The 22,549-nt window shown below is 70.5% G+C and carries 26 protein-coding genes; 9 read left to right on the forward strand and 17 right to left on the reverse strand.

Going from position 1 to position 22,549, the window contains the following annotated elements; translation table 11 throughout:
• Positions 1–24 precede the first annotated feature (24 nt).
• The 7 genes from G361_RS0116170 to G361_RS0116200 form a co-directional block, all read right to left on the reverse strand.
• Positions 25–552 (reverse strand): TM2 domain-containing protein, encoded by a 528-nt coding sequence (locus G361_RS0116170; RefSeq protein WP_019928138.1) that lies wholly within the window; start codon positions 550–552, stop codon positions 25–27.
• Positions 553–623: 71 nt separating this feature from the next.
• On the reverse strand, positions 624–1,880 hold the full coding sequence (lgt, locus tag G361_RS0116175) for a prolipoprotein diacylglyceryl transferase (RefSeq protein ID WP_019928139.1): 1,257 nt from the start codon (positions 1,878–1,880) through the stop codon (positions 624–626).
• A 47-nt stretch (positions 1,881–1,927) separates the two neighbouring features.
• Positions 1,928–2,719, reverse strand: coding sequence for a tryptophan synthase subunit alpha (gene trpA / locus G361_RS0116180; RefSeq protein ID WP_019928140.1), 792 nt, complete (start codon positions 2,717–2,719; stop codon positions 1,928–1,930).
• On the reverse strand, positions 2,716–3,987 hold the full coding sequence (trpB, locus tag G361_RS0116185; RefSeq protein WP_019928141.1) for a tryptophan synthase subunit beta: 1,272 nt from the start codon (positions 3,985–3,987) through the stop codon (positions 2,716–2,718). Before trpB ends, trpA begins: the two co-directional genes overlap by 4 nt.
• Positions 3,984–4,808 (reverse strand): indole-3-glycerol phosphate synthase TrpC, encoded by an 825-nt coding sequence (gene trpC, locus G361_RS0116190; protein WP_019928142.1) that lies wholly within the window; start codon positions 4,806–4,808, stop codon positions 3,984–3,986. The genes trpB and trpC overlap by 4 nt, the downstream gene beginning before the upstream one ends.
• 143 nt (positions 4,809–4,951) lie before the next feature.
• Positions 4,952–5,683, reverse strand: a complete 732-nt coding sequence (locus tag G361_RS0116195) for a TIGR02234 family membrane protein (RefSeq protein ID WP_019928143.1) — start codon at positions 5,681–5,683, stop codon at positions 4,952–4,954.
• Entirely contained in the window at positions 5,680–7,221 is a 1,542-nt protein-coding gene (locus G361_RS0116200; RefSeq protein WP_019928144.1) for an anthranilate synthase component I, read from the reverse strand. Before G361_RS0116200 ends, G361_RS0116195 begins: the two co-directional genes overlap by 4 nt.
• Before the next feature lie 161 nt (positions 7,222–7,382).
• Between G361_RS0116200 and G361_RS50345 the strand changes: the two genes are divergently transcribed.
• From G361_RS50345 to G361_RS43825, 4 genes are all read left to right on the forward strand, one after another.
• Positions 7,383–7,787, forward strand: coding sequence for a hypothetical protein (locus tag G361_RS50345; RefSeq protein ID WP_019928145.1), 405 nt, complete (start codon positions 7,383–7,385; stop codon positions 7,785–7,787).
• 51 nt (positions 7,788–7,838) lie between these two features.
• On the forward strand, positions 7,839–8,300 hold the full coding sequence (locus tag G361_RS0116210) for a peroxiredoxin (RefSeq protein ID WP_026343097.1): 462 nt from the start codon (positions 7,839–7,841) through the stop codon (positions 8,298–8,300).
• A 70-nt stretch (positions 8,301–8,370) separates the two neighbouring features.
• On the forward strand, positions 8,371–8,997 hold the full coding sequence (locus tag G361_RS43820) for a hypothetical protein (RefSeq protein WP_052172670.1): 627 nt from the start codon (positions 8,371–8,373) through the stop codon (positions 8,995–8,997).
• Between the two features lie 198 nt (positions 8,998–9,195).
• Entirely contained in the window at positions 9,196–9,681 is a 486-nt protein-coding gene (locus G361_RS43825) for a MarR family winged helix-turn-helix transcriptional regulator (RefSeq protein ID WP_019928148.1), read from the forward strand.
• 3 nt (positions 9,682–9,684) lie between these two features.
• On the opposite strand, the gene hisI is transcribed toward G361_RS43825, so the two are convergent.
• From hisI to priA, 4 genes are read right to left on the reverse strand one after another with little or no spacing between them, the layout of a single operon-like run.
• Positions 9,685–10,038 carry a phosphoribosyl-AMP cyclohydrolase gene (gene hisI, locus G361_RS0116225; protein WP_019928149.1) on the reverse strand — a complete coding sequence of 118 codons (354 nt, stop codon included), beginning with the start codon at positions 10,036–10,038 and terminating at the stop codon, positions 9,685–9,687.
• 40 nt (positions 10,039–10,078) lie between these two features.
• Positions 10,079–10,852, reverse strand: a complete 774-nt coding sequence (gene hisF / locus G361_RS0116230) for an imidazole glycerol phosphate synthase subunit HisF (protein ID WP_019928150.1) — start codon at positions 10,850–10,852, stop codon at positions 10,079–10,081.
• Positions 10,853–10,907: 55 nt separating this feature from the next.
• Positions 10,908–11,747, reverse strand: coding sequence for an inositol monophosphatase (locus G361_RS0116235; RefSeq protein ID WP_019928151.1), 840 nt, complete (start codon positions 11,745–11,747; stop codon positions 10,908–10,910).
• A gap of 8 nt (positions 11,748–11,755) precedes the next feature.
• Positions 11,756–12,487 (reverse strand): bifunctional 1-(5-phosphoribosyl)-5-((5-phosphoribosylamino)methylideneamino)imidazole-4-carboxamide isomerase/phosphoribosylanthranilate isomerase PriA, encoded by a 732-nt coding sequence (gene priA / locus G361_RS0116240; protein WP_026343098.1) that lies wholly within the window; start codon positions 12,485–12,487, stop codon positions 11,756–11,758.
• A gap of 180 nt (positions 12,488–12,667) precedes the next feature.
• Between priA and G361_RS0116245 the strand changes: the two genes are divergently transcribed.
• Positions 12,668–13,153, forward strand: a complete 486-nt coding sequence (locus tag G361_RS0116245; protein WP_155981474.1) for a hypothetical protein — start codon at positions 12,668–12,670, stop codon at positions 13,151–13,153.
• A 79-nt stretch (positions 13,154–13,232) separates the two neighbouring features.
• Positions 13,233–13,682, forward strand: coding sequence for a hypothetical protein (locus tag G361_RS0116250; RefSeq protein WP_019928154.1), 450 nt, complete (start codon positions 13,233–13,235; stop codon positions 13,680–13,682).
• A 12-nt stretch (positions 13,683–13,694) separates the two neighbouring features.
• On the opposite strand, the gene hisH is transcribed toward G361_RS0116250, so the two are convergent.
• From hisH to hisD, 4 genes are read right to left on the reverse strand one after another with little or no spacing between them, the layout of a single operon-like run.
• A complete protein-coding gene (hisH, locus tag G361_RS0116255; protein ID WP_019928155.1) occupies positions 13,695–14,330 on the reverse strand; it encodes an imidazole glycerol phosphate synthase subunit HisH in 636 nt (211 codons plus the stop codon).
• On the reverse strand, positions 14,327–14,968 hold the full coding sequence (hisB, locus tag G361_RS0116260; RefSeq protein ID WP_019928156.1) for an imidazoleglycerol-phosphate dehydratase HisB: 642 nt from the start codon (positions 14,966–14,968) through the stop codon (positions 14,327–14,329). The genes hisH and hisB overlap by 4 nt, the downstream gene beginning before the upstream one ends.
• Positions 14,965–16,098, reverse strand: coding sequence for a histidinol-phosphate transaminase (locus G361_RS0116265; RefSeq protein ID WP_019928157.1), 1,134 nt, complete (start codon positions 16,096–16,098; stop codon positions 14,965–14,967). Before G361_RS0116265 ends, hisB begins: the two co-directional genes overlap by 4 nt.
• A gap of 37 nt (positions 16,099–16,135) precedes the next feature.
• Entirely contained in the window at positions 16,136–17,473 is a 1,338-nt protein-coding gene (gene hisD / locus G361_RS0116270) for a histidinol dehydrogenase (protein ID WP_019928158.1), read from the reverse strand.
• A 178-nt stretch (positions 17,474–17,651) separates the two neighbouring features.
• Between hisD and G361_RS0116275 the strand changes: the two genes are divergently transcribed.
• Positions 17,652–18,053, forward strand: coding sequence for a PPOX class F420-dependent oxidoreductase (locus tag G361_RS0116275; RefSeq protein WP_026343099.1), 402 nt, complete (start codon positions 17,652–17,654; stop codon positions 18,051–18,053).
• Between the two features lie 40 nt (positions 18,054–18,093).
• Here the strand turns inward: G361_RS0116275 and G361_RS0116280 are convergent, their stop codons facing one another.
• Positions 18,094–19,641: a serine/threonine-protein kinase gene (locus G361_RS0116280; protein WP_019928160.1), complete on the reverse strand. Its 1,548-nt coding sequence runs from the start codon at positions 19,639–19,641 to the stop codon at positions 18,094–18,096.
• A 241-nt stretch (positions 19,642–19,882) separates the two neighbouring features.
• Here G361_RS0116280 and G361_RS0116285 point away from each other — a divergent pair, with 241 nt between their 5' ends.
• Positions 19,883–21,061 carry a winged helix DNA-binding domain-containing protein gene (locus G361_RS0116285; protein ID WP_019928161.1) on the forward strand — a complete coding sequence of 393 codons (1,179 nt, stop codon included), beginning with the start codon at positions 19,883–19,885 and terminating at the stop codon, positions 21,059–21,061.
• A gap of 87 nt (positions 21,062–21,148) precedes the next feature.
• A complete protein-coding gene (locus G361_RS43830) occupies positions 21,149–21,592 on the forward strand; it encodes a tellurite resistance TerB family protein (protein WP_063711814.1) in 444 nt (147 codons plus the stop codon).
• Between the two features lie 67 nt (positions 21,593–21,659).
• Here G361_RS43830 and nadC read toward each other — a convergent pair whose 3' ends face one another.
• On the reverse strand, positions 21,660–22,520 hold the full coding sequence (nadC, locus tag G361_RS0116295; protein ID WP_019928163.1) for a carboxylating nicotinate-nucleotide diphosphorylase: 861 nt from the start codon (positions 22,518–22,520) through the stop codon (positions 21,660–21,662).
• Between the last annotated feature and the right edge of the window lie 29 nt (positions 22,521–22,549).

Genomic DNA, 22,549 nt, shown 5'->3' on the forward strand with positions numbered 1-22,549 from the left:
CGAGGACCGGCGGGGACACCGGCGTCAGCTCTCCTGTAGCGGACGGCCGTACGGATCGCGCACCTTGCCGGTGAGGATCATGATGCCGTCGATCAACGGCCAGATGTGGCCGATACCGCAGGTCAGCCAGGTGACGGCGATCTGGGCGATCGCCAGGCCCGGATAGCCCAGATAGAACCGGCCGACACCGAAACTGCCGAGGAAGATCTCCAGCAGGCCCGCAACCAATTTCGATTTGTCCGAGTACGGCTCACCGTACGCATTGCGGCCGTAGGGCGCGTCCTGGTCCGGTGGATAACCGCCGCCGACCGGCACCGGGTACCCCGGCTGCTGGCCGTACCCCGGCTGGCCGCCGACCGGCTGTCCGTAACCCGGCTGCTGCCCGTAGCCGGGTGCGCCGTACTGCGCCTGCTGGCCGTAGCCGCCACCGGACTGGTCGTAGCCGCCGCTGTAGGCCTGCCCACCCGGATCCTGCGGCTGCCCCGGGCCGGTGCCCGGCGCGCCGTATTGCGGCCCGCCCCATCCGGGCTGGGGCTGGTTGGGCTCGGTCACGCGCGTCCTCCTCGCTCGTCCGGGTCGGCCCGCGGGCCCCCCGTACCGTGCGGGTCACGGCGACCCGCACGTCAATTCTTGCGCGACTCGGCCGAATTCGCCGCAGTCGCGTGTGCCGACCCGGTGTCCTCGTCGTCGACCGCGTCGGCCGGTTTATCGCGGGTCGTTCCGGTTTCGTTGCCGTCCCCGGCAACCGCACCGGAAACCGGTTCCGCAGCAGTCCGTTCGGCCGCGTCCACGCCGGAATCGGATACGGAACCGGCTGCGGTAGTGGTGGAATCGGCCACGGCCCCGGAACCGGCACCGGCGGGACCGGTGGAATCGGCTACCGCGGCGGCCACCGAATCACCCGCGGCGACAGCCGAATCGGCGGCCTCCGCATCGGCCGCGCTGCGGCGCAGCGCGGCGAACTGCCACGGCCACGGCCGCCGGCTGCCCGGCGCCAGTTGCGCCGCGGTCTCCCGTCCGCGCGTCGCGAACAGGAAATACGCGAAGGCGCACAGGAATACGAGCACCGAGGTGTACGAGTTGATCCGGATGCCGAAGATGTGCGTGGCGTCGTCGTCGCGCAGCAGTTCCACCCAGAACCGGCCGAACGTGTAGATCATCACGTACAGCGCGAACAGCCGGCCGTGGCCGATCCGGAACCGCTTGTCCACCCACACCAGCACCAGCACGCCGAGCACATTCCACACCAGTTCGTACAGGAAGGTGGGCTCCACGATCTTCTCCACCTGACCGTTGGAGACGCCGTTCATCATGTCCGGCTGCCCGGTGGCGGGGTCGAACCGCAGGAAGTTCTTCAGCCCCCACGGCACCTCGGTGGTACGGCCGTACAACTCCTGGTTGAAATAGTTGCCCAGCCGCCCGATCGCCTGGGCCAGCAGGATCGCCGGGGCGATCGCATCACCCAAGGCGGGCAACGGAATTCGATACGAGCGGCATCCGATCCAGGCGCCGACGCCACCGAGGAACACCGCACCCCAGATACCGAGGCCGCCCTCCCACACCCGGAACGCGTTCATCGGATGCCCCTCGGCCCCGAAATACTTCTGCCAGTCCGTGGCCACGTGGTACAGCCGCCCGCCGACCAGGCCGAACGGCACCGCGAACATCGCGACGTCGAGCACCGCGCCCGGCTGCCCGCCGCGCTCGCGCCAGCGCCGCTCACCCCACCAGATCGCCACGATGATGCCGACGATGATGCACACCGCGTAGGCCCGCAGCGGGAACGGCCCCAGATGCCACACGCCGCGCGGCGGACTGGGAATGTAGGCCAACACCGCACCGCGCGCAGCAACATTGTCTGCCAGGACTGGAATGGTCACGCGCCCCACCGTAGCCGAAGCGGCCCGGCCGGTGCCCGGCCGCCCGGTTACGGGGCGACGGGAGCGGAGCGGACGCCCTCGGCGAGTTCGGCGGTGAGGGCGCGCACCCGGTCCAGGCCCTCGCCCGCGGCCGCGACCAGCGCCGAACCGACGATGACGCCGTCGGCGTAGGCCGCGATCTCGGCCGCCTGCGCACCGCTGCGCACGCCCAGGCCGACCCCGATCGGAATATCGGAGTGGACCCGGATGCGGGCGCACAGCTCGGGCGCCATCGAGGAGACGGCGTCGCGGGCCCCGGTGACGCCCATCGTGGACGCGGCGTAGACGAAGCCGCTGCTCGCCTCGATGGTCATCGCCAGCCGCTCCTCGGTCGAGGAGGGGGCGACCAGGAAGATCCGATCGAGATCGTGGGCCTCGGAAGCGGCGACCCAGTCGGCCGCCTCCTCCGGAATCAGATTGGGGGTGATCAGCCCGAGGCCACCGGCGGCCGCGAGATCGCGGGCGAACCGGTCGACGCCGTACCGCAGCACCGGATTCCAGTAGGTCATCACGACCGCCCGGCCACCGGCGTCGGCGATCGCCTGCACCACGGCGAACACGTCGCGCACCCGCACGCCGCCGCGCAACGCCTGCTCGGTGGCGGCCTGGATGGTCGGGCCGTCCATCACCGGATCGGAGTAGGCGATGCCGACTTCGATGATGTCGCAACCGGATTCGACCATCGCGGTGCACGCGGCGACGGATCCGGCGAGGTCCGGATACCCGGCGGGCAGATAACCGATCAGGGCGGCGCGGCCCTCGGCGCGGGTGGCGGCGAAGGCACTCTCCAGACGGCTCACTGCTGCTCCTCCTGCGACCCGTCGAACAGCCCGAACCAGCGGGCCGCGGTGTCCATGTCCTTGTCGCCGCGACCGGACAGGTTCACCAGAACGATTGCGCCCTCGCCCAATTCGCGGCCCAGTTGCAGGGCGCCGGCCACGGCGTGCGCGGATTCGATGGCCGGGATGATGCCCTCGGTCCGCGACAGCAGCAGCAGCGCGTCCATCGCCTCGGTATCGGTGACCGGCCGGTACTCGGCGCGGCCGATGTCCTTGAGGTAGGCGTGCTCGGGCCCGACGCCCGGATAGTCCAGACCGGCGGAGATGGAATGCGATTCGATGGTCTGACCGTCCTCGTCCTGCAACAGGTACGAGTACGCGCCCTGGAACGCGCCCGGCGTGCCGCCGGTGAAGGTGGCGGCGTGGCGGCCGGTCTCGACCCCGTCGCCCGCGGCCTCGAAGCCGACCAGCCGGACCGCCGCGTCGTCGATGAAGGCGTGGAAGATGCCGATCGCGTTCGACCCGCCGCCGACGCAGGCGGTGATCGCGTCGGGCAGCCGCCCGGTGCGCTCGCGCATCTGCACGCGCGCCTCCAGCCCGATCACCCGCTGGAAATCGCGGACCAGCAGCGGGAACGGATGCGGACCCGCCGCGGTGCCGAAGCAGTAGTAGGTGTCGTCGGCGTTGGTCACCCAGTCGCGCAGCGCCTCGTTGATGGCGTCCTTGAGCGTCTGCGAACCGGTGGTCACCGAGATCACCTCGGCGCCGAGCAGCCGCATCCGGGCCACGTTCAGCGCCTGCCGGGCGGTGTCGACGGCACCCATGTAGATCACGCAGTCGATGCCGAACAGCGCGCACGCCGTCGCGGTGGCCACGCCGTGCTGGCCCGCGCCGGTCTCGGCGATGATCCGGGTCTTGCCCATCCGCTTCGCCAGCAGTGCCTGGCCGAGGACGTTGTTGATCTTGTGGGAACCGGTGTGGTTCAGATCCTCGCGCTTGAGGAAGATCCGCGCGCCACCGGCGTGCTCGGACAGCCGGGTGCACTCGAACACCGGCGACGGACGGCCCGCGTAGTCACGCTGCAACCGATCCAGTTCGGCCAGGAAGTCCGGGTCGACCCGGGACTTGTCGTATTCGGCGGTGACCTCCTCGATCACCGCCATCAGCGCCTCCGGCACATGCCGGCCGCCGTACACGCCGAAGTGCCCGCCCGCGTCGGGCTCGTGGCTGCGCTGGGTGACACCCTCGCTGGCCTGGGGCAGGGCCCCGTTCTCGGCGACTCCGGTCACCGGGCGACGCCCCGGCGCAACGGACGGGGGCAGGACGGGTGGGTTCCGGCGGTGACCAGCTCGGAGACGGCCGCCCGGGGATCGCCGCTGGTCACCAGGCTCTCGCCGACCAGTACCGCGTCGGCGCCGGCGCCGGCGTAGGCCAGCAGGTCGGCGGTGCCGCTGATACCGGATTCGGCGACCCGGATGACCTCGGTGGGCAGGCCGGGGGCGATCCGCGCGAACACGTCGCGGTCCACCTCGAGGGTCTTGAGGTTGCGCGCGTTGACCCCGATGACGGAGGCGCCCGCCTCGAGGGCCCGGTCGGCCTCCTCCTCGGTGTGCACCTCGACCAGGGCGGTCATGCCCAGCGATTCGGTGCGGTCGATCAGGGCGGCCAGCGTGTCCTGTTCCAGGGCGGCGACGATCAATAGAATCACGTCGGCGCCGTGCGCGCGGGCCTCGTGGATCTGATAGGGCCCGACGACGAAATCCTTGCGCAGGATCGGCACGTCGACGGTCGCACGGACCACGTCCAGATCGTCGAGCGAGCCCTGGAACCGGCGCTGCTCGGTGAGCACGCTGATGATGCGGGCGCCACCGTCCTCGTAGGACTTCGCCAGGCTGGCCGGGTCCGGAATGTCGGCCAGGGCGCCCTTGGAGGGGCTGGCCCGCTTGACCTCGGCGATGACCGCGATACCGTCCGCGAACAACGCGGCGCGGGCATTGCGGGGCGAGGGAGCCGCGGCGGCCGCCTTCTTGACTGCCTGGAAATCCAGGAGGGCTTCCCGAGCGGCCACATCCGCGCGGACCCCGTCGAGAATCGAGTCGAGGACTGTCATCTGGCTCGAATCCTTTCTGGGGAGACGGACTTGCTTCCTGAGAATCCCCAGGCGCTGTCTCACCGATGCTTGATAAAGAGTAATGGTCGTGTTCATAGCGCCGACGGCGGGGTGTTGTGCGACAGACCAGCGCATGTCCGATGTCACCGTCGCCGGCCGGGATCGTCGTCGGTCGGATCGGCGCCGGCGTCCAGCGCGTCCCACAGCACCCGTTCGGACAGCGGTTGATCGGCTTCGGAGGGATCGGTCCGTACGGATTGTTCCTCGCCTCGATTGTGTTGCCCGGCGACCCGCTCGGCCGCCGCGGCGCGCCGGAACACCGGGTTCTCGTACTTTCCGGACAGCCGCGCGGTGGTCTCGGGCATGCGCGCCAGCAGCGCCCCGGCCACGAAGGCCGCGAGCGCGCCGGCCAGCGACAGCCACACCGGCAGCCACGAGGTCGTGACGTGGTCGACCCGGGCGCGGGCCGGCAGATCCGCGAGCCGCGCGGCCCGCTCGGCGGTCCGGCTGTGCCCGCTCACCAACGCGAACCACGGCACCGCCGACACCGCGGCCAGCAGCGCCACCACGACGCCGACCACCCGCCGCAGCCACCCGCGGGTGGCGAACATCGCGGCGATCGCGGCCAGCAACACCAGCGCGAGCGGCGTCAGCGCCCCGAACCAGACGCCACCGTCGAGTGCGTGGGTCCGCGGCTCGGTGAGCCCGTCGGAGGACACCATCGTGACCCAGGTCAGCCGCGACGAGGCCCAGAGCAGCGCCGCCGCCACGGCCAGCAGCGCCGCCGGGCCGACGGGATACCGGCGCGGGCCGGGTGCCGCGGCAGGACCGGCTAGGTCACCCGGATCGGGGGTGTCCGCGCCGGGAGCGCTCACCGGGCCGTCCCCGGATCGGCGGCCCGCACGGTCTGCGCGGCGGCGACGGCCTTGAGCACCGCCATCGCCTTGTTACGGGATTCGATGTCCTCGTACTCGGGGTCCGAATCGGCGACCACACCCGCGCCGGCCTGCACGTACGCGGTGCCGTCCTGCAGCAGCGCGGTGCGGATCGCGATGGCGGTGTCCGCGTCGCCGGCGAAGTCGAGATAGCCGATGATGCCGCCGTAGACCCCGCGGCGGGTCGGTTCCAGCTCCTCGATCAGTTCCATCGCCCGGACCTTCGGCGCGCCGGAGAGGGTGCCGGCCGGGAAGCACGCCTGCACCGCGTCCAGGGCGATCCGGCCGGGCGCGAGCCGCCCGGAGACGGTGGACACCAGATGCATCACGTGGCTGTACCGCTCGACGTGCCGGTACTCGGTGACCCGCACGGTACCCGGCAGGCACACCCGGCCCAGATCGTTGCGGCCGAGGTCGACGAGCATCAGATGCTCGGCGTTCTCCTTCTCGTCGGCGAGCAGGCCCTTCTCCAGCAGCAGATCGTCCTCCTCGGTGGTGCCGCGCCACCGGGTGCCGGCGATCGGATGCGTGGTCGCGACCCCGTCCTTCACGGTCACCAGCGACTCCGGACTGGATCCGACGATGGAGAACGCCGTCTCGCCCGCGGCGTCGGGCACGTGCAGCAGATACATGTACGGACTGGGATTGGAGGCGCGCAGCATCCGGTAGAGGTCCAGCGGGCTGCCCTGGTAGTCCATCTCGAACCGCTGCGACAGCACCACCTGGAAGGCCTCGCCGGCCTCGATCTCCTTGACCAGCCGGCGCACCCCCGCGCCGAACTGCTCGGTGGTGCGCTGCCGCCGGTACTGCGGCTCGGGCCGCTCGAACACCGAGACCGTCGATTCGGCGGGCGCGGCCAGCGCGGCGGTCATCCGGTCGAGGCGGGCGACGGCGTCGTCGTACGCCTCGTCGACGCGCTCGTCGGTGCCGTTCCAGTTGACCGCGTTGGCGATCAGGGTGATCGCGCCCTCGTGATGGTCGAAGGCGGCCAGGTCGGTGGCCAGCAGCAGCACCATCTCCGGCAGGCGCAGATCGTCGGCGGCCAGTTCCGGCAGCCGTTCCAGCCGGCGCACGATGTCGTAACCGAGATAGCCGACCAGGCCGCCGGTCAGCGGCGGCAGGCCGGGCAGGCGTTCGGTACGCAGCAGTTCCAGGCTCTCCCGCAGCGCGGCCAGCGGTTCGCCACCGGCCGGCGCGCCGACCGGGGTGGCGCCCAGCCAGGCGGCCTCGCCGTCGATCACCGTCAGCGCGGACGGGCTGCCCGCGCCGATGAACGACCAGCGCGACCAGGACCGGCCGTTCTCCGCCGATTCGAGCAGGAAGGTGCCCGCCCGGTCGGCGGCCAGCTTGCGATAGGCCGACAGCGGAGTTTCCGAGTCCGCCAGCACTTTTCGGGTCACGGGCACCACACGGTGCTCGGCCGCGAGGGTGCGGAACTGATCCCGGGTGGTCGTGGTGGGGGGCGTCGCGCCTGGCATCCACCCATCATTCCAGGGGCGGGCAAGCGGGTTTCCCGCGCCCCGAACCAGCCGGGAACCCGGCGGCGGCGAATAACGAGCGACCGATCATTCGCTCGAATGCCCGAACTCTGGTCCCGCGCCCGCGCGGAATCCGTCGACACGAGAGGAGATCAACACCGATGTACCCCTCGCAACCGGTGACACCGGAGGGTCGCCGGCCGGCCACCACCCGCTCGTTGCCCGATCCGGCCCGGCCCACGAAGGCCACCCCGCCGAACCGGACCGCCCGCACGGCCACCGGCGGCCAGAGCCGGCCCGCCGCCGCCGGTCAGAGCCGCGCCGCGGCCGGCAGCCAGAGCCGCACCCCCGCCTCCGGCAGTCAGGCGCCGAGCCCGCACAATGCGGTCGCCTCGTTCGTCACCTACGTGAAGGCCCTGGAGGACATCGACCGCCGCGCCTTCCCCGACGAGTTCGCCCGGCACGCCGACCGGATCAAGGAGTTGAAGCCGTTCCTGAAGGCGCACGGCATCCTCGACGTGATGACCATCAAGAACCCGGAAATCGCGGCGCTGGTCGGCATCTGACGGATTTCCGCCGGGTACCGGGCGTCCGATCCGCCCGGTACTGTGCTGGTCATGAGGACAGGTGAGAAGGCGCCCGCGTTCGAGCTCCCCGACCAGTCCGGCACCGTCCGGTCGCTGGATTCGCTGCTGACCGGCGGCCCGCTGGTGCTGTTCTTCTACCCGAAGGCGAATACGCCGGTCTGCACGGCCGAGGCCTGCCATTTCCGGGATCTGTCCGCCGATTTCGCGGCGATCGGCGCGAGCTGCGCCGGGATCAGCACCGACGCGGTCGAGACGCAGGCCGGATTCGCCGAGGCCCAGCGCCTGGGCTATCCGGTGCTCTCCGATGTCGGCGGCGTGGTGGCCGCGCAGTTCGGCGTCAAGCGCGGGCTGCTGAGCGCGATCATGCCGGTGAAGCGGCACACCTTCGTCATCGACACCGATCGCACGGTGCTCGACGTGATCACCGGCGAACTCAAGGCGAACGTCCACGCCGACGAGGCGCTGGCCTTCCTGAAACAGCGCAACAGCTGATCGGACGCCGATCGGACACGCTGTGGTCCGAGTGGTTCACTGTCCGGCCGCGGGTGCCTACGCTGTCGTTATGACTTCACACAGCGTGGAGCAACCTATCGGCATCAGCCCGGTGTGGCGGCACCGGATCCTGGGCGCGCTGGCCCTCGTGGTCGCGCTGGTGCTGGTGTACTTCCTGTTGACGGCGTTCATCCCGCGCTGGTGGGCGCAGCGGGTCGCGAGTATGTCGGGGCACGGCAGCTTCAGCCGGGGCATCTGGTCCGGCCTGGCGCTGGGCTTCGTGTGCACCCTGGTACCGCTGCTGCTCCTGCTGTTCGCCGCCACGGTCTGGGGTAAACGCGCCGGCCGGTTCCTCGCCGGCGCCGCGGCGGTGGTCGCGATCGTCACCGCGCTGCCGAATCTGATGACGCTGAGCATCGTGCTGGGCACGACCAACGCCGCACACGCCGGCGAGCGGGTGCTCGACGTCGACGCGCCGGGATTCCGCGGCGCCGCGCTGACCGCCGCGATCGTGGCCGCGGTGGCGTTCGCGCTCATCGTCTTCGTCGTGTTGCGCGGCCGGTTCCGCACCCGCCGCGCGGGCAGGCGCCGACCGGCGGCACAACGTGCGCAATCCGTCGGCACGCCGCAGGATGTGGATGACACGACACGAGAATCGATCGTCCGACACGCCGACGACGGTCACCCAAAGACCTGATGACCCGTGATAGATGTCACGTCATAAACAACACTGGTGACCCTCGAGCGAAATCGTGGCAAACTGAGTGTTCGCGGGTGACTGTGAATTGAAGTTTCAATTATCACCAGCTCGGTCAACGAGAGCACGTCACTTGGCTGCAAGAGAGGGCACAGAGTGACGACGTGGCTGAATACCATCGAACAGCGAGCTTGGCAGATGCTCGTCGCACTGACGACCAAACTTCCGGCCGCGATGGATACCCAGATGCAGAACGAGTCCGGGGTCACGCATTTCGAGTACATCGTCATGTCGGTACTCGCGGAGCAGCCCGGTCATCGCCTGCAGCTGAGTGATCTCGCGCAGAAGGCTAATGCATCGCTATCCAGGTTGTCCCATGTGGTGACCAAGCTCGAGCGACTCGGCTGGGTGGTGCGCGACGCGCAGACCGGCCGCCGCGGCGCGCAGGCCGTCCTGACCAACCTCGGCCTCGAGCGAGTGCAACAGGCTACTCCCGGCTATCAGGAGGCCGTGCGGGGTCTCGTCTTCGACGGCCTGGACCCCGAGCAGACCGAACAACTGGTCGAACTGGGTGAGGCGCTGATCGAGCAGCTGGACTCCGGACTGGCCCGCGGCATCGGCCGCGCCGGCGGACGCCCCGACGACAACAAGGGCCGGCCCACCCGGGCGCCCCGGCGGCGCTGATCCCTATTCCGCCGCGGGGCCGGTGAGCAGGACGTCCCCGTCCCAGCAGGTGTGATCGCCGGTGTGGCAGGCGCCGCCGGTCTGGTCGACGATCAGCAGTACCGCGTCGCCGTCGCAGTCCAGGCGCACCTCGTGCACGTACTGGGTGTGGCCGGAGGTCTCGCCCTTGACCCAGTACTGCCGCCGGGAGCGGGAGTAGTAGGTGGCCTTGCGGGTCGAGAGCGTGCGGGCCAGCGCCTCGTCGTCCATCCACGCCATCATCAGCACGTCGCCGCTGCCGCGCTCCTGCGCGATGGCGGCGACCAACCCCGCCTCGTTGCGCTTGAGGCGGGCGGCGATGGCCGGATCGAGACTCATGTGCACCGTTTCGTCGAGATCGGAAAATACGCCCGGAGGCTCAGCGAACGACGATACCCTCGGCCCGCATGGCCTCCTTCACCTGCGGGATCGTCAGGTCGCCGAAGTGGAAGACGCTCGCCGCCAGCACCGCGTCGGCCCCGGTCTGCACCGCCGGCGGGAAGTGCCCGACCCGCCCGGCGCCGCCGCTGGCGATGATCGGCACCGAGACCGCCCGCCGCACCGATTCGATCATCGGCAGATCGAAACCACCCTTGGTGCCGTCGGCGTCCATCGAGTTGAGCAGGATCTCGCCGACCCCGAGTTCGGCGCCGCGCGCCGCCCACTCGATCGCGTCGATGCCGGTACTGCGCTTACCGCCGTGGGTGGTGACCTCCCAGCCCGACGGCGTCGGCGGATTGCCGTCCGGGACCAGCCGGGCGTCCACCGACAGCACGATGCACTGCGAGCCGAACCGCTCCGACATCGCGCGCAGGATCTCCGGATCGGCGATCGCGGCGGTGTTCACCGAGACCTTGTCGGCGCCGGCCCGCAGCAACCGGTCCACGTCGTCGACCGTGCGGACGCCGCCGCCGACGGTGAGCGGGATGAAGATCTGCTCGGCGGTGCGGGTCACCACGTCGATCATGGTGCCGCGATCGCCGGTGGAGGCGGTGACGTCGAGGAAGGTCAGCTCGTCGGCGCCCTGGGCGTCGTAGGCGGCGGCCAGTTCCACCGGATCGCCCGCGTCGCGCAGATTCTCGAAGTTCACGCCCTTGACGACGCGGCCCGCGTCCACGTCCAGGCACGGGATCACACGGACGGCCAGACTCATCGGATCAGCCCCATCGTTGTCGTCGTTTCGTCGTCGCGGCCGCCGCGCGTGCCGGTCACCGCCCGGCCTGCCCGTCGCGGCGGGCCCGGTCGACCGCGGAGTCGATCAGCTCCAGCAGTTCCTCGTGCACGCCGGGCGCGGCGGCGAGGACCGAACCGGATTCGATCGTCCAGGGCGCCCCGGCGAGATCGGTGACCACTCCCCCGGCCGCGCGCACGAGCGCGACCCCGGCGGCGTTGTCCCAGGCGTGATGGCCGAACACGACCGCGCCGCCGAGCACGCCGGACGCGGTGAACGCCAGGTCGATACCCGTGGACCCGTGCATCCGGACCCGGCCGGACAACCGGCTCAGCGCACCCAGCAGATCGAAGCGGAACGAACCGGGGATCCGGCCGCGCGAGTCGGTGTTGAAGGCGCCGAAGCCGATCATCGCGTCCGACAGCCGGGCGCGGGCCAGCGGCGGCACCGGCTGCCCGTCGACCAGCACCGGACCGCCTGCGACCGCCGCGTAGGTGCGGCCGAGCAGCGGCAGCCAGGTCAGCCCGAGTACCGGCTCACCCTCGCGGACCAGCGCCAGCAGCATGCCGGACAGCGGATGCCCGGACGAATAGTTGAAGGTGCCGTCGATCGGATCGAGCACCCACGCGGTGCCGGTGGTCAGCTCGGGGCCGCCGAACTCCTCACCGTGCACCGGGATTCCGGTCTGCTCGGTCAGCAGGCCCGACAGCGTCCGTTCCAGCTCCAGGTCGAATTCGGTGGCGAAATCGCCCTGGCCCTTCACCACCGCGCTCGGTGCGCCGACGCCGGCCACGAAACGCGGCACGACCGAATCCAGCGCCGCGCTCGCCGTGGCCAGCAGCCCGGTGAGGTCGGCGGTCGCAGCGACGGTGGTCATCGGCGGCGTCAGCGCACCGCGGCCAGCGCCTCGGGCAGCGTGAACCGCCCGGCGTACAGCGCCTTACCGACGATCGCGCCCTCCACGCCCTCGTCCACCAGCGCCGCGATGGCCCGCAGATCGTCCAGCGTGGACACGCCGCCGGAGGCGATCACCGGGCTCTCGGTGGCGTTGGCGACCTCGCGCAGCAGGTCCAGGTTGGGGCCGGTGAGGGTGCCGTCCTTGGTGACGTCGGTGACCACGTAGCGACTGCAGCCGTCGTGTTCCAGCCGCTCCAGCACCTCCCAGAGGTCGCCGCCGTCGCTGACCCAGCCACGCCCGCGCAGCCGGTACTCGCCGTCGATCAACTTCACGTCCAGGCCGACGGCGATCCGGTCGCCGTACTCACCGAGGGCGCGGGCGCACCACACCGGATCCTCCAGCGCGGCGGTGCCGACGTTGACCCGGGCACAACCGGTGGCCAGGGCGGCCTTCAGGGAGTCGTCGTCGCGGATGCCGCCGGACAACTCGACCCGCACGTCCAGCTCACCGACCACCCGGGCCAGCAGCTCGCGGTTGGAGCCCTTGCCGAAGGCGGCATCCAGATCGACCAGATGCACCCACTCGGCGCCGTCGTTCTGCCAGGCCAGGGCGGCGTCGCGGGGCGAACCGTAGCTCGTCTCGCTGCCGGCCTCTCCCTGTACGAGGCGCACGGCCTCACCATTGGCGACATCGACGGCGGGTAGCAGCACTAGACTCACGCAAGCATCTTATTGGTTACCGGTGTGCGGTCGTTCGTGGGCCCGCCCGGCGGGGTTTGCGGAACGCCCGCTGGGGAACCCGGACTACAGGACGGGCCCCGTCGAGGTGGTTCGCCGGACCCACAGCTGTGCGCCGGGACCGTACGGCCGATCTTCCGCCGAACGAGCAAGGGGTGAGTTGTGTCTCGAATTACCTTGCAGCGCCGCGTTTTCCGACTGCTCCGCGGGCCGGCGTGCGCGCTGGCGCCGCTACCGGCCGGGCTGTTGTTCCTCGCGCCGGCGACCGCCGCGGTGCCCACCGACCCGGTGCAGCAGGCCGCCTGCGATTTCGGCCGGCAGTTGTCGACCTACGACTACGCCGCCTACGACGACTACGACCAGCGGGTGCTGACCCGGTCCACGGGTACGTTCCACGACGATTTCCAGAACTCCGCCGCCGACCGCCGCGAACGGGCACAGTCCGCGCACAGCCGCGCCGAGGCGGTGGTGGTCGAATGCCGTACCGACACCGCCGATCCGGCGCACGCGGACGCGGTGGTCTCGGTCGACCAGAGCACCCGCAGCGACGCGACCCTCGGCCTGCCGCGGCCGAGCCGCTCGGTCATGCGGGTGACGTTCGACAACGTCGACGGCCACTGGCTCGCGAACCGGGTCGACCCGGTGTAGTCCGCGTACCGGATGCCCAGCCGGTAAGGTCGGCGTGCGATCCGAACCTGGCTCGCACGCAACGACAATCGAGGGCATCGTGTATCGATCCGTGCTTCCGGCCACCCTGCTCGCGGCAGCCGCCGGCCTCGTCGCACCCGCCGTCGCGGCGGCGGATCCCGGCCCGGCTCCGGGCGCCGCCTGCGACTTCGGGCGCGAGGTCAGCAATTACGACTACAGCGATATCGAGAACTACTTCCAGCGGGTGCTGAACCGGACGACCGGCGAATTCCACGACAATTTCCGCGACGCGCTGCCGACGCTGCGCACCAAACTCGTGGGCCTGCACGCGCATTCCGACGGCACCGTGGTGGAGTGCACCCCCGGCGCCGCCGACGGCGACCGGCAGGGCGCCCGCCTGGTGGTGAACCAGACCGTGATCACCGACGAGACCAACCGCGAACCACGCAGCGGGGTCTGGGCTTTCGCCCTCACCCTGAACCGGGTGGGCGACGACTGGCTCGTCAGCGATCTGCAGAACACCCAGTGAGACGAACCGCCGCTACAGCGACCCCACCCAGTTGCGCAGCAGTTGCGCACCCGCGTCGCCGGACTTCTCCGGATGGAACTGGGTGGCCGACAGCGGGCCGTTCTCGACCGCGGCCAGGAAGCGGCCGCCGTAGTCGCACCAGGTGAGCTTCGCCGGGGCGAGGGTCCCGTTGTCCTCCCACTCCCAGCTCTGCGCGGCATAGGAGTGCACGAAGTAGAACCGGGTGCCGGCGTCCATCCCCGCGAACAGCACGCTGTCCGCCGGGGCCTCGATCGTGTTCCAGCCCATGTGCGGCAGGACCGGCGCCCGCAGCCGATCGACCACGCCCGGCCATTCCGCGCAGCCCTCGGTCTCGACGCCGAATTCGACGCCCCGGTCGAAGAGGATCTGCATGCCGACGCAGATGCCCAGCACCGGCCGGCCCCCGGCGAGCCGCTTGCCGATGATGCGCTCGCCGCGCACCGCCTTCAGGCCCGCCATACAGGCGGCGTACGCCCCCACACCGGGGACCACCAGGCCGTCGGCCTCCAGCGCCACCTCCGGATCCGCGGTGACGGTGACCTCGGCGCCCGCGCGGACCAGCGCACGGTGGGCGGAGTGCAGATTGCCGGAACCGTAGTCCAGCAGGGTGATCCGGGGACTGCTCACAACGTTCCCTTCGTCGACGGTACGCCGGTCACCCGCGGATCCAGCTCGACGGCGGCGCGCAGGGCCCGGGCGACGGCCTTGAACTCCGCCTCGGTGATGTGGTGCTGGTCGCGGCCGTACAGCACCCGTACGTGCAGCGCGATGCGCGCGTTGAGGGCGATCGACTCGAACACGTGCCGGTTCAGCACCGTCGAATACGGCGCGCCCGCGGCGCCGGACCGGCTCGCCACCGGCGAACCGGGAATCACGGTGTGCAGCAGGTGATCCGGCTCGCCGGTGTGCACGCAGTAGGGCCGGCCGGAGACGTCGACCGCGGCGTGCGCCAGCGTCTCGTCCATCGGGATGTAGGCGTCGCCGAAGCGGCGGATGCCCTTCTTGTCACCGAGTGCGGTGCCCAGCGCCTGACCGAGCACGATCGCGGTGTCCTCGACCGTGTGGTGGGCCTCGATCTCGATATCGCCCTCGGCGCGCACGGTGAGGTCGAATCCGCCGTGCGCGCCCAGCGCGGTGAGCATGTGGTCGTAGAACGGTACGCCCGTACTGATCTCGGCGCGGCCGGTGCCGTCGAGGTCCAGCTCCACGACGATGCTGGACTCCTTGGTGGTCCGCTCGACCCGGGCGGTGCGGTGCGCGCTCACCGGCCCACCAGCTCGGTGGCCGCCGATTTCGCGCTGACGCGCAGGAATTCGTCGTTCTCGGCGGCGAGCCCGATGGTCACCCGCAGATAGGACGGAATGCCCACGTCGCGGATCAGCACTCCCTCGTCGAGGTAGCGCCGCCAGGCGGCCGCGGCGTCGCGGAACCGGCCGAACAGCAGGAAGTTCGCATCGCTCGGCGCGACCTCGAAACCGTTGTCGCGCAACGCCGCCGCCACCCGTTCCCGTTGCGACGCCAATTCGGCGACGCTGGCCAGGGTTTCGCCGGCGTGCCGCAGCGCCGCGCGCGCGGCGGCCTGGGTGACCACCGAGAGGTGATACGGCAGGCGCACCAGCAGCATCGCGTCGATCACCGCCGGCGCGGCGGCCAGATAGCCGAGCCGCCCGCCGGCGAAGGCGAACGCCTTCGACATGGTCCGGGACACCACGAGTTTCGCCGGATACCGGTCGATCAGCTCGACCGCGCTGGGGGCCGAGGAGAATTCGGCGTACGCCTCGTCGACGACCACGATGCCCGGCGCCGCCTCCAGGATCCGGATCAGCTCCGACTGCGGAATGCTGTGCCCGGTGGGGTTGTTCGGGCTCGTCACGAACACCACGTCGGGCCGGCGCTCGGCCACACAGGCCAGCGCGTAGTCGATGTCCAGGGTGAAATCGCCGCTGCGCTTGGCCTCCACCCATTCGGTGTCGAGGCTCTCGGTGATGATCGGGTGCATCGAGTAGGAGGGCACGAAACCCATGGCGCTGCGGCCGGATCCGCCGAACGCCTGTAACAGTTGCTGCAGGATCTCGTTGGATCCGTTGGCGGCCCACACGTTCGAGACGTCGAGCGCGACGCCGGTCTGCCGGGTCAGGTAGGCGGCGAGATCGGTGCGCAGCGCGACCGCGTCGCGGTCGGGGTAGCGGTGCAGGTCGGTGGCGGCGGCCCGGATCGCCTCGGCCACATCGTCGATCAGGCCGCGGCTGGGCGGATGCGGGTTCTCGTTGGTGTTCAGCTGCACCGGCACCGTCAATTGCGGTGCGCCGTACGGACTCTTACCCCGCAGGTTCTCCCGCAGCGGCAGATCGTCCAGGGAGATCGCGCTCCCGGGCACGTTCACGGTCTTCGTCATCGTGTCGTCGTTCCTCGTCTCGCGCCGGATTCCGGCATCATCGCAGTGCCTCGAAGCGTGCCCGGACCGCCTGTCCGTGCGCGGGCAGGTCCTCGGCATTCGCCAGCGCGACCACATGACCCGCGACATCCTTCAACGCCGCCTCGCTGTACTCGACGACATGGACACCGCGCAGGAAGGTCTGCACACTCAGACCCGAGGAATGCCGCGCACACCCGGCAGTCGGCAGCACATGGTTCGAACCCGCGCAATAATCACCGAGGCTGACCGGCGACCACGCACCCACGAACACCGCCCCCGCACTACGCACCCGCCCCGCGACCACGGCCGCGTCGGCGGTCTGGATCTCCAGATGCTCCGCGGCATACGCGTTGACCACCCGCAACCCCTGATCGATATCGTCGACCAGCACGACCCCCGACTGCGCACCGGTCAGCGCCGACACCACCCGATCGCGATGCTTCACCACCGCCAGCTGCGCGGTCAGCGCGGCATCCACCGCGTCGGCGAGCTCGACACTGTCGGTGACCAGCACACTCGCCGCCAGCACATCGTGCTCGGCCTGACTGATCAGATCCGCGGCCACATGCGCCGGATCCGCACCACCGTCGGCGAGGATCGCGATCTCGGTCGGCCCGGCCTCCGCATCGATACCCACCAGCCCCCGGCACAACCGCTTCGCCGCCGTCACATAGATATTGCCCGGCCCGGTGATCATGTCCACCGGCGCCAGCGCACCCCCGGTGGTGTCGGTACCGCCGTAGGACAGCAACGCCACCGCCTGCGCACCACCGACGGCCCACACCTCCTCGACCCCCAGCAGCTGCGCCGCGGCCAGGATCGTCGGATGCGGCAACCCACCGAACTGCGCCTGCGGCGGCGAGGCCACCACCAGCGAATCCACCCCCGCGGTCTGCGCCGGCACCACATTCATCACCACCGACGACGGATACACCGCGTTACCGCCGGGCACATACAGGCCCACCCGCTCCACCGGCACCCACCGCTCGGTCACCGTGCCACCGGGCACCACCTCCGTGGTGGTATCGGTACGCCGCTGATCGGCGTGCACCACCCGGCTGCGCGCGATCGCCACCTCCAGCGCCGCGCGCACCGCCGGATCCAGCTCGGCCAGCGCGCGCGCCAACTCGGCGACCGGCACCCGGATCGCCGCCGGGGCCACCCCGTCGAACTTCGCGGAGAACTCCTGCGCCGCCTCGACGCCCCGGTCGCGGATCGCCTCCACGACCGGCCGCACATGAGGCAGCACCGAGTCGACGTCGACTCCCCCGCGCGGCAGCGCGGTACGCAGCTCGGCGGCGGTGGGAGTGCGACCGCGCAGATCGACGCGGGCGAGCTCGATGCGGGATGTCATAGCGGGGCGGAATCCTTGTCTGTGCTGGTCATCACACCGAAGCCCGGACGGCTTCGGACCGCTACCAGCCTATCCGGTGCGCGCCATCGGATTTTCGCCACCCGACCCGGGCATGAACCACGGCCCGCGACTGTTGCTCATCCCGGCAAGCAACGACTACCCCTTGTGGAGGCACGACGTGACCGAAATTCCCGAGCAGGTCCGTGATCTGCTGGAACGGCCGATCTACGCCAGCCTGGGCACCACCCGGCCGGACGGCTCCCCGCAGGTGAACCCGATGTGGTTCGTGTGGGACGGCGAGTTCGTGTGGTTCACGCACACCAACGCCCGGCAGAAGTTCCGCAATCTGGAACGGGAGCCGCGGGTATCCATCTCGATCTTCGATCCGGACAATCCGTACCGGTACCTCGAGCTCCGCGGCACGATCGATCACATCGATCCGGATCCGACGGCCGCGCTCTACAGCCGACTGTCCGAGCGGTACGGGGGCGGGCCGGTCGTGCCGCCGGACGCCGAGCGGCGGGTGGCCATCGCGGTCCGGCCCACCGGGGTGTCGGGCAACCTGCGTCCGCGCAGCTGATCCGTGCGGCGGCGGACTCCGGTCCGCCGCCCGCGGGCTGCTACTTGGTGTCGCTGTCGATGAGCAGGTGGCCGCCGGAGTCGATGACGTGGAACGTCATCGACTTGGACTGGCTGCCGTAGGTGACGCTGGCGACCCGGATGTCGACGGAACCGTCGGTGCTGCTGGTGTTCGCCACGTCGATGGTGTTGTAGCCCTGGATGCTGTTCTTGGCCCAGTACTGCTGGAACGCCGCCTGACTGCCGTAGACCTGCTGCGCGGCCGGGGTCAACGAGTTCCAGGCATCGGAGTACCGGGTGTCGAGGATCGCGTCGAAGAAGTTCTGCGGCAGGTTCACGGCCTCGTTCTGGTCGATCTGCCGGCCGGAGCTCTTGGTCTGTCCCACCGGCGCCGCGGTCGTGGTGGCGGCCCCCGCCTTCGCCGACGTGCTGGTGCCGGCCGTGGGCGATTGCGCCGCATTCGAATTCGAGCTCGAGCTGTTGAACATCGCGAACAGCACGCCCGCCACGATCAGCAGCCCGACGGCGAAACCACCGGCGAACAGCAACGGCTTGCGGCGGTTCGGCTCGAGCTCGATCGGCGCCGAGACCGGATTGGACCGGGTCGGGTAATGCGTCGCGGCGGGCCGGACCGGCATCATCTCCGGTTCGGAGATGGTCGCGGCGGTGGCCATCATCTCCGCGGTGGAGATGTCGGCCTGGGCCGCGCGGCGGTCCAGCGTGTGGGTGGCGGGACGGCGACCGGCGGGCCGGTGCGTCGCCAGCATCCGGTTCGACTCGTCGGAGGCGAAATCCGCGAACTCGGCCAGTTCGTCGCGCACATCGGTCATGCTCGGCCGGTCCTCCGGCTCGAACGACAGCAGCGACAGCAGCAGATCGGTCAGCGGCCCCGCGTTGCGCGGCTGCTGTAGCTGACCGTTGGCCGCCGCGTACAACAGCGCCAGCGGATTCGGGTTGGTGCCGTACGGCGGCTGGCCCTCCAGCGAGTGGAAAAGCGTTGCGCCCAGGGCGAACACGTCCGCGGCGGGGGTGGGATCGGCGCCGCGCGCGACCTCCGGCGCCAGATAGGCGGCGGTGCCGGAGATGAGGCCGGTCGCGGTGAGCGTCACATCACCCTTGGCCTTGGAGATGCCGAAGTCGGTGATCTTCACCGTGCCGTTGTCGCCGAGCAGTACGTTGCCGGGCTTGATGTCGCGATGCACGATGCTCGCCCGATGCGCGGCGACCAGGGCCGAGGCCACCTGCTCGCCGATGCGCGCCACCTGCGGCAGCGGCAGCGTGCCCTGCGCGGACAGCACCACCGCGAGGCTCTGGGACGGCAGATACTCCATGATCAGGCAGGGATCGCCCTCATGGTCGGTGATGTCGAAGACGACGATGGCATTGGGGTGCTGGAACCGCGCAGCGTTGCGGGCCTCGCGCGAGGCGCGCTGCCGGACGATGTCCTTCTCGCCCGGCGGCAGGCTGGGCTGGGTGAGGATCTGCTTGATCGCCACCGATCGCTCGAGACGCTCGTCGACGGCACGCCACACCACGCCTGTGCCGCCGCTACCAATCCGCTCGACCAGGCGGTAATGCCCTGCGATCACTTGACCGGTTTCGATGGCACTACTCCGAATTTCTCCGTGATCCGTGACTTACTGTGCGCGGTCGCCCACGCTTCGGGACGAGTGTAGCGGGCCGGGCGGCCGAGTCCGACGCCGGAGCGAGATCTGTGGGAAATATTCGGGACGGACGTGCAATGCGGACGAGATCACCGCGATACCCGGACGTGACCCAGGTCACGGATCCGGTGTGCCGGCGTACCGGCCGCAACGGTAGGGTTCGCTCATGCGTTCGATGACGGTGGCGGAGCGGCGGGCACGACTGGCGGTACGGCACCGCCTGGCGGCCGCGGCGCGGATCGATGATGCGGCGGAGATCTCCCGCTCGATGGTGGCGCTGCACGCCACCGACCCGGCGACGGTGTACCTCTCGGTGAGCGCGCGCAGCCGGAGCCTCACCCCGGCCGATGTGGAGCGCGCGCTCTACGAGGACCGCTCGCTGCTGCGGCTGCTGGCGATGCGGCGCACGATGTTCGTCGCACCGGTCGAGACGGTGCCGGTCCTGCAGGCGGCGGTGGCCGACGCGCTCGCGCTCAAACAGCGCCGCACCTACGGCGGTTACATCGCGCAGGCGATCGAGGGTGATGTGGCCGGCTGGCTGCACGAGGTCGCCGAGGAGACGCACGCGGAGTTGCTGCGCCGCGGCGCGGCCACCGGAGCCCAGCTGAGCGCCGCCGTGCCGCGCCTGCGCCTGCAGGTGGACACCGCGCCGGGCAAGAGTTATTCGAAGCCCACCAACATCACCACGTGGGTACTGCTCATCCTCGGGGTCGAGGGCCGCATCGTGCGCGGCCGCCCGAAGGGCAGCTGGACCTCGAGTCAGTACACCTGGGCGCCGATCGAAACCTGGCTGCCCGAGGGGATGTCGCCGCCCCCGGTCGAACACGCGCGCGCCGAACTGGCCCGGAACTGGTTGCGCGCCTTCGGCCCGGCCCCGGTCGCCGATCTGAAGTGGTGGTCCGGCTGGAGTCTGGGCGAGGTCCGAAAGGCGCTGGCGCGCTTGGATATCGCCGAGGTCGATCTGGACGGCGTGGCCGCGGTGGCGCTGGCCGACGATCTGGAACCCACCCCCGCGCCGGAACCGTGGGCGGCGCTGCTGCCGGCGCTGGATCCGACCCCGATGGGCTGGCAGTCCCGGCAGTGGTTCCTCGGCCCGCACGAACGAGAACTGTTCGACACCAACGGCAATGTCGGCCCGACGATCTGGTGGGACGGCCGGGTGGTCGGCGGCTGGGCACAGCGCGCCGACGGCGAGATCACCTGGGAGTTCCTGGAGGACGTCGGCGCCGACGCGCGAGCGGCGGTCGCGGCCGAGGCGCAGCGGGTCACCGAATGGTTCGGATCCGTGCGTGCGATACCGCGCTTCCGGACCCCGCTGGAGCGGAAACTCACCGTGCGCGAATGACATCGGTCTGTTAGCGTCACGCTATTGATCGTTTCGGCCGGGATCGTGCGGGGTACACGACCCACCGACCGGCTTTTTGGGGGCGTGATGCCAGCAGAGGTTTCCGGTACCGATCCGGACATAACACCTGCACAGGCCGCAGACCTGATGCAGGACAACTCGTTTCGCGATGCGGTGCTGGGCGTGTGCGCGCTGGTGAGCAGCGCCGACCGGGCCGGCGATCCGGACGAGCGCAGCCGGGTGGCCGAGCGGATCGGCACCGCCCCTGTGCTGCACCACTTTCCGCCACTCGAACTGCGAAACCTGTTCGAGGACAACTGGCATCGCCTCGTCCTCGACCCGGCATTCGGCCGCGCCTACGTGTTCCAGGAGGTCGCCAAGGCCACCGCCGAACCGCGGGCGGCCCGGGCCGCGGTCCGGGTCGGCCTCCAGATCGCCGCCCCCGGCGGTGGCGTCGGGGCCCGCGGCGAGGCGGTGCTGCGGGAGTGCTGCCGCGTGTTGCGGCTCACCCCCGCCGAATGCGGGCTGTAGACCGGACCCGGCCGGGGTGCCGGGCCGGTCCGCCCGGCAGCCGCCGGACCCGAATCCGCCCGGGGCGCTACATGTCCAGGCCGAGATCCAGCACCCGCACCGAATGGGTGAGCGCACCCACCGCGAAATAGTCGACCCCGGTGCGGGCGTAGTTCGCGGCCACGTCGAGCGTCAGCCCGCCGGAGGATTCCAGCTTCGTGCGCGGCGCCCGGGTGTTGCGGCGCTGCACCGCCGCCTGGGTGGCCCACAGCGGAAAGTTGTCCAGCAGCACCAGTTCCACGTCCTCGCCGAGGACCTCGTCGAGTTGGTCGAGGCTGTCGACCTCCACCTCGCAGGGCAGGTCCGGCGCGACCGCCCGCACCGCGCGCAACGCCGCCACCACCGACCCGGCGGCCGCCACGTGGTTGTCCTTGATCAGCGCCGCGTCACCGAGCCCCATCCGGTGATTGACGCCGCCGCCCACCCGCACCGCGTACTTCTGCAACGCCCGCAGCCCCGGCAGCGTCTTACGGCTGTCGCGCACCTTGCACTCGGTACCCGCCACGGCGTCCACCCAGGCGGCGGTGGCGGTGGCGATACCGGACAGATGGCACACCAGATTCAGCATGGTGCGCTCGGCGGTCAGCAGCCCCCGGGTGGGCGCCGACAGGGTCAGCACGGCGTCACCGGGCCGCACCCGCGTCCCGTCCGGCACCCGTTCCAGCACCTGGTATCCGTCCGCCCCGATCACCTCGTCGAGCACCAGCAGCCCCACGTCCAGGCCCGCCACCGTGCCCGGCTGCCGCGACACCACCGCCGCCTTGACCGTCGCCTCGGCGGGAACCGTTGCCGCCGTGGTGATGTCGGGTCCGTAGCGGAGATCCTCGTCGAGGGCCGTGCGGATCAGCGCCGACACCTCGTCCCGGTTCAATTCCTCGTCCAGAGCCATCGTTCCACTCCTCGTCGGATATCGGGCCG

This window comes from Nocardia sp. BMG111209, from assembly GCF_000381925.1.
Lineage (GTDB): Bacteria > Actinomycetota > Actinomycetes > Mycobacteriales > Mycobacteriaceae > Nocardia.